The 6,720-nt window shown below is 67.9% G+C and carries 6 protein-coding genes and 1 pseudogene; 3 read left to right on the forward strand and 4 right to left on the reverse strand.

The features are described 5' to 3' along the window. Nucleotides 1-201 precede the first annotated feature (201 nt). Complete coding sequence (locus tag A5708_RS14425) at nucleotides 202-891, reverse strand: PadR family transcriptional regulator (RefSeq protein WP_065029279.1); 690 nt, start codon at nucleotides 889-891, stop codon at nucleotides 202-204. A 62-nt stretch (nucleotides 892-953) separates the two neighbouring features. Between A5708_RS14425 and A5708_RS14430 the strand changes: the two genes are divergently transcribed. Further along, nucleotides 954-1,871, forward strand: a complete 918-nt coding sequence (locus A5708_RS14430; protein WP_065029280.1) for a TIGR03619 family F420-dependent LLM class oxidoreductase — start codon at nucleotides 954-956, stop codon at nucleotides 1,869-1,871. Here A5708_RS14430 and A5708_RS14435 read toward each other — a convergent pair. After that, a complete protein-coding gene (locus A5708_RS14435; protein WP_419538331.1) occupies nucleotides 1,868-2,755 on the reverse strand; it encodes a hypothetical protein in 888 nt (295 codons plus the stop codon). The genes A5708_RS14430 and A5708_RS14435 overlap by 4 nt on opposite strands. 70 nt (nucleotides 2,756-2,825) lie before the next feature. Between A5708_RS14435 and A5708_RS14440 the strand changes: the two genes are divergently transcribed. Together A5708_RS14440 and A5708_RS14445 are read left to right on the forward strand one after the other, a co-directional pair. Continuing rightward, a complete protein-coding gene (locus A5708_RS14440) occupies nucleotides 2,826-3,950 on the forward strand; it encodes an FAD-dependent oxidoreductase (protein ID WP_065029281.1) in 1,125 nt (374 codons plus the stop codon). Nucleotides 3,951-3,961: 11 nt separating this feature from the next. After that, on the forward strand, nucleotides 3,962-4,936 hold the full coding sequence (locus tag A5708_RS14445; RefSeq protein ID WP_065029282.1) for an LLM class F420-dependent oxidoreductase: 975 nt from the start codon (nucleotides 3,962-3,964) through the stop codon (nucleotides 4,934-4,936). A gap of 15 nt (nucleotides 4,937-4,951) precedes the next feature. Here the strand turns inward: A5708_RS14445 and A5708_RS14450 are convergent, their stop codons facing one another. Then, a complete protein-coding gene (locus A5708_RS14450) occupies nucleotides 4,952-6,439 on the reverse strand; it encodes a multicopper oxidase domain-containing protein (RefSeq protein ID WP_231117914.1) in 1,488 nt (495 codons plus the stop codon). Between the two features lie 2 nt (nucleotides 6,440-6,441). Next, a pseudogene (locus A5708_RS27235) lies at nucleotides 6,442-6,720 on the reverse strand (ArsR family transcriptional regulator); the annotation flags it as partial.

Genomic DNA, 6,720 nt, shown 5'->3' on the forward strand with positions numbered 1-6,720 from the left:
GTGATCGCGTCCCGATCGATGATGCCGCCCGAACTCATACCCCGAAACTAGCCGCACCCACCGACAACAATCCGCGGTCAGGGGTCACTGAAACACAAGTGACACAAGTGATTTCACTATGCAGTTTCGATATCCATAAGGTGGTTCGGGTAGGGATTCCCAGGCCGGCGCCCCGGGCGAAACCGGTCGCCACCCGCAGAACTAATCCGCCTCGCGCTTCGCCTGAACCTGCTTCTCGACCTCACGCCAGTAACCGGGCGTCGGGCGAGGCTTGCCGAAGCCACCTTTCGCGGCCCTCTGCAGGATCGCGTCGGCCTCGTCGATCTCCTTGATCATCTCCAGCGCGAATTCGCGCTCGGCGGCGTAATACTTGGCCGCCCAGCGCAGGGCGAGCACCGAGTACGCCCACGCGGGTTCGACCTCGGCTCCCTCGGCGTCCTCGACGGCCTTGCGGTGTTTGGCTTCCGAAGACGCCACATGCTCCTGCAGTAATTCCTTGAGCCGGCTCGGATTACTGAGGTGCCCGAACGTAACGCGCAGCAGCACACTGTGCTTGAGCACCGGCGGGTCCACGGGCGCGAGGTTGGTCCACTCGGTGACGGCATCCATCCCAGCCGGGGTGATCTTGTACAGCCGGCGGCTGCGGGTGCCCTCGTCACGCTCGACGCGCGAGGTCACCATCCCCAGCGATTCGAGCTTCTTCAACTCGGTGTAGATCTGGCTGTACGACGGGCTCCAGTAATAGAGGTCGACGCTCCAGTCGATCCACTTCTTGAGGTCGTAGCCCGAGACTTCCTCTTCGTAGGACATCATGCCCAGCAGCGCCCAGCTGGTGGCGGCAAGCGCCGCGTTGGTCAGCTTTTGGCTGGCAGGGTCCGTTTCGGAGTCCATGTCGCCAGGTTAACAACACCAACCCCTAGATTGAAGGACATGGACCGCTGGCTGGGACGCCCGTGAAGTTCGCCTTTCCCGTTCCGCACCTGCTGCGCCTCAAGGCGATCACGCAGCCCTGGGAGGCGGCCGTCACCGGGCCCGAACAGCGCCGCATGATGCAATGCGCCGACCGGTGGGGCTACGACATGATCGCGGTGCCCGAGCATCTCGTCATCCCCACCGACCACGTCGAGTTGTCCGGGCCGCACTACCTGCACTCGACGACCGCCCAGGCCTTCATCGCCGGGGCCACCGAGCGGGTGGCCATCAACTCCTGCGTCACCATCCTGCCGCTGCAGCACCCCATCGTGGTGGCCAAGGCGCTGGCCACCGCGGACTGGATGAGCGGCGGGCGGATGATGGTGACGTTCGGAGTGGGGTGGCTGGCCCGCGAGTTCCAGCTGCTCGGAGTCCCTTTCCAGGAGCGGGGACGCATCGCCGACGAGTATCTGGCCGCCATCGTCGAATTGTGGACCAGTGACACGCCCCGATTCGAAGGCCGGTATGTGTCGTTCGCCGACATCGCCTTCGAGCCGAAACCCGTTCAAAAGCCCCATCTTCCGATCTGGATCGGCGGGGACGCCGACGCCGCCCTGCGTAGGGCGGCCACCTTCGGGTCCGGGTGGTGGCCGTTCCTCACGCAACCCGAACAGATCGCGGGAAAACTCGACTACATCAAGTCCCAGCCCGGCTACGACGGCCGGGAATTCGAGGTGATGCACGGGCTGGGCACCAACCGGGTCGGCGAAGGACACGTCGCCCGCCGCGCGAGCGACCGGCCGGGCATGGGCGCCGCACAGATCGTCGACCGGTTGAACTGGCTCGCCGAGCAGGGCGTGACCACGACCGCGGTTCCCGTCCCCGCCGTCGGCGGCGTGGACGAATACCTCGATTACGCGCAATGGGTGATCGAGGAGATCAAACCCCAGGTGTCCTAGCGGATCTGCAATCCGCGCCGACGCACCCAATACACCGCGGCGGCACTGCCCGCGACCCACACGCTCGTGGCGATGGCGAGGTGGACGAAACTCTTGGTATCGCGCCCGAACACCGGCCAGATCAGCGCGGGCGCCTGCTGCCACAGGACGCGATGCTCCACACCGTTCATCGGATCGGCCACGTAGTACAGCGCATAGGGCAATGTCAGCGCCAGCACCCAACTGCGGGTGCGGCGCAGATCGCCGCGCTGGCGCCAGCGCCGCAGCAGCGGCTCGACACTGACCGGGTGCAGCACCGAGATGAAGTTGCCGACACCCAACCAGGACACGATGGGCACCGCGACAGTGGGGATCGTAATGCCAAGCCGCGCAGGGGTTTCCAGCCACAGTGTCAACGCGACCGCGGCGGCCAGAGTGGGCAGCCCCACGATCGCGAGCAAGGCGACGTTCTTGATCAACAGGACGCGCCAGAACGGCACGCCGTCCGATAACCCACGAAGGATGCGGTAGTGGTCGGCGCCCAGGAAGTTGGTGGTGGTCACGTCGGCGAGGACCCATGAGGAGAAGTAGGTGCCCACCAGGATCACCCAATCGGGGTGACGGCCCACCGGGGTCAGCGGCTGCACCAGCAGCCAGCCGGCGGCGAAAACCACGTTGGCCACCACACCCATCAGCCAGGTGCGCGGCCGGGTGAACGACCACCGGATCTCGGCGATGACGGCCGGAATCAGGCGCTTCTCGAAGTCCTTGGCGGCGCGCCGGGCCGCGGCGGGACGAGGGGCCGACGCACGCACCACGGTGCGCAGCGCTGCACTCACCCGCGGATGCACCGACGCCCGCGTCTCCCCGAGCTCCGGGCCATCGCCTCTGCGCGAGACGGTCAATTGACGTTGCCCCCTCGCTCTCGGATCGGTCAACGGCTCGTCCGCAATCTACGCAGGGCAGGATAGCGGCATGAACCGTAGGCGTGTCATCGTCGCCGGGCTCGGGGACGCGGGCGTCCTCGCGGCGATCCGGCTGTCCCGGCAGGCCGACGTCGTCGGGATCTCGGCCAAACCCGGGCTGGTGAGCGGCCAGGAACTCGGCGTCCGGCTCTCGCGTCCGCACGATTGGGCACGCGATTACTGGATTCCGTTCGACCGTTTCCGCCGCCTCGACGGCGTTGGCATCGTGCAGGCGACGCTGACGGGAGTGGACCTGGCCGCCCAAACCGTCTTCGGCCGAGGCGAAGACGGCGCGGCCATCACCGAGCCGTACGACGCGCTGGTCATCTCGACCGGGGTCCGCAACGGCTTTTGGCGCCAGCCGACCTTGCAGTCGGCCGCCGAGATCGGCGCGGGACTGCGCGCCGCGCACGACCGGCTGGCCGCCGCCGCGTCGGTGGTGGTGGTGGGCGGCGGGGCCGCGGCGGTCAGCAGCGCTCTCAACATGGCGACCACGTGGCCGGACAAGCGGATCGACCTCTACTTCCCCGGCGAGTCCGCCCTCGAGGGGCACCATCCACGGATCTGGCAGCGGATCCGCGGCCGGCTGACCCAGCTGGGCGTCGGCGTGCACCCGGGACACCGCGCGGTGCTGACCGACGGGTTCTCGGGCGACCAACTGACCACCGGCCCGGTCCACTGGAGCACCGGACAACCCCCGGCCGACGCCGACGCCGTACTGTGGGCGATCGGGCGGGTGCGGCCCAACACCGAGTGGCTGCCGCCGGAACTGCTCGATGAACGCGGGTTCGTGCGCGTCACGCCGGAGCTGCGGGTGCCCGGCCACCGGGGCGTGTTCGCGGTCGGCGACGTCGCCGCGACCGATCCGTTGCGCAGCTCCGCCCGTAACCGTGGCGACGCCCTGGTGGCGCGCAACGTCCTCGCCGACTTCGCCGGCCGGCCCCTGCGCGCCTACCGGGCGCCGACGCGGCGGTGGGGCTCGCTAGTGGGTATCCAGCCCAACGGGCTGGAGGTGTTCCTGCCCACCGGCCATGCCTTCCGATTCCCGTCCTGGTCGGTCGAGCGCGTGGTGATGCCGTGGATCGTGCGCTGGGGCATGTATCGGGGGGTGCGCCAGAACGACCCGTTGGGGTAAGGAGCGAGCCGATGCAATGCCGAATCTTCACCGATCCCAGCAACGGCGCGACCTACCAGGAGCTGGCCGACTCCGCGCGGCTGGCGGAGCGATTCGGCTACGCCGGATTTTTTCTGTCCGATCACTACCACCCGTTCGCCGGTGACGGGCGGCCCGGGCCGACGGACGTCTGGACGACGTTGGCCGGGCTGGCGCGCGAAACCGTACGCATCCGACTCGGGTCGTTGGTGACATCGGTGACCTTCCGGCACCCCGGCCCGCTCGCGATCGTGGTGGCGCAGGTGGACGAGATGAGCGCGGGCCGCATCGAATTCGGCCTCGGCGCCGGGTATTTCGAGCCCGAACACGTTGCCTACGGGATTCCGTTCCCGCCCGTCGGCGAGCGTTTCGACCGGCTCGGCGAAGCGCTGGAACTGATCACCGGCCTCTGGCGGACCCCGGCGGGGCGGAGCTACTCTTTCACCGGCCGGTGCTTCCAGTTGCGCGACGCGCCGGCGCTGCCCAAGCCCCGGCAAAAGCCGCATCCGCCAATCATTCTCGGCGGCATCGGCACGAAGCGCACGCCCGCGTTGGCGGCGCGGTTCGCCGACGAGTTCAACCTGCAGACCAGCCGCCGTCGCGCGCCGGGCGACCAGCACAGGAGCGAACTCAAACGCCCGGAGCGCCAGATCGAACTGGTCCGCGCGGCCGCCGCGGATATCGGCCGCGACCCCGCCGGCATCGCCTTTTCGATGACCGCGCTGATCGGCGTCGGGCATACCCGCGAGCAGGCCACGGCCGCAATCGATCCCGTCAACTTCGCGTCACAGGCCTTCGACGGCACCACATTCTGTGGCTCCCCGGCCCAGATCGTCGACGAGCTGGGCCGCTACACCGAACTCGGCATCTCCCGGGTCTACGTGCGGGCGCCGACCAACATGGTGCGCCTGGCCGGAAACTTCGAGCTTCTCGCCGCCGACGTGCTCCCCCAGCTTGCCGGGTTGTGACGTTGCCTGCGCCGATCAGCTGGAGTTGACCAGCAGCATGAGCCCGTAATCCATGTGGATTTGTTGATGGCAATGCAGGAGCGAAAGGCCGGGTTGGTCGGCGACGAATTCGATCTCCATGCTTTGGTAGCCGCCGAGCATCGCGACGTCCTTGCGAACGCCGGCGGTCGGTGTCCCGGCGAACCGGGTGATCTCGAACGTGTGCCGGTGCAGGTGCATGGGGTGCAGGTCGTCGCTGGCGTTGCGGAACCGCAGCCGGTAACGCCTGCCGCGTTCGATGTCCAGCACGGGCTTGTTGGTGTCCATCGCGAAGGGCGCACCGTTGATCGTCCAGACGTTGAAACCGTTGTCGGCGGCGTTGCGCTTTTCGATCAACATGTCGACGGTGTGGTCGGGCCGTTGAATGTCCGCCGGCTGGGGTGTGCCGAACAGCCGGTAATCCCACCTGAAGGGCGGGGGCGTTGCCCATTGCGGATCCCCGTCGCGCCCCGCGTATTCGACGACCACGCCCATGCCGTGGCCGCGGTCGTCGTCCGACAGGTCGCCCAGCACCCAGACACCCGGATTGGCCATGCTGACCATGGCCGAGATCCGTTCGCCCGCCCCGAGCCACAACACCGGCACGGCGGCCCGCGTGGGCACCGGGTTCCCGTCCAGCGCGACGATGGTGAAGGTGTGCCCGGGCAAGGCCAAGCTGCGGGTCTCGGTGGCGCTGCCGTTGAGAACATGGAACAGCACCCGCTGACCGGTTCGCACGCGGATGGGATCGCCGTGGCCCAGCATGCGCCCGTTGATCGCGAAGGCCCCGTACCCGACCTCGTTGCCGGGTTGCTCACCACGACTTGACGAGGCGGCCATCGCCGACTCGCCTCTCTCCTTGAGATCTTGGTCCTGCTCACCGGCCAGAAAGTCACTGGCCATGTCGCCCCCGCGACTGAAGGCGGGCTCAAACTCCTTGAGCGTCAAGAAGATTTCCTGATCGTATGCACCGGCGTCGTGTGCGGGCTCGATGTAGACCGGGCCCACCAAGCCGCTGTATTGGCCGCGCGCGAGATCGGCGCGCGGGACGACGTGGGTGTGATAGAAACGCAGGCCCGCCGGGCCGGGGACGAAGGAGATCCTGCGCATGCCGTGTGCGGGTATGTCGGGCGTGCCCTCTTCGGCGGCGCCGTCGACGTCGACGCCGATGTGCTGGCCGTGCCAATGCAATTGCTCCGGGGAATCCGTGTCGTTGAAGACATCGACCCAAGTGCGCCGGCCGTCCTTGAACCGCAGCAGCGGACCGGGAAATTGACCGTTGTAGGTCAGGGTCGACACTATCCGGTCCGGGGCCAATTGGACCTTCCCGGGGCCGATCCGCAACGTGTACTCGGCTTTGCCGCCGGGTGGGCCGCCAGTCGACGGGTGCGAACACGCCGCCCCCACCCCGGCACCGGCGCTTCCCACCGCGGCCGTCAGTGCGACGCCGGCCCACTTGCCGAACTGACGCCTGTTGAGCTCCATCGTCAGCGCCCGAACCGGAGCGCGCTCGAATCGGGGACGAAGAAGTCGATGCGGCGGCTCAATTCGCCTGCCACGCGATGAAATTGCGGGTATCCGGCGCCGGCGGCCGACGGATCGGGCAGGCTCCAGTGCATAGTGGTGGCCAGGTCGTGGTCGCGCGCGTATTCGCGCACCTTGTCACACAGCGTGATCACGCAGTCGAAGCGGCGCCGGGAAACCGCGGCCAGGGATTGGGGCCGAGTGCCGCTGAGGTCGATGTCGTATTCGTCGCGCATGACCCG

The sequence above is a fragment of the Mycobacterium colombiense genome (genome assembly GCF_001672755.1).
Lineage (GTDB): Bacteria > Actinomycetota > Actinomycetes > Mycobacteriales > Mycobacteriaceae > Mycobacterium > Mycobacterium colombiense_C.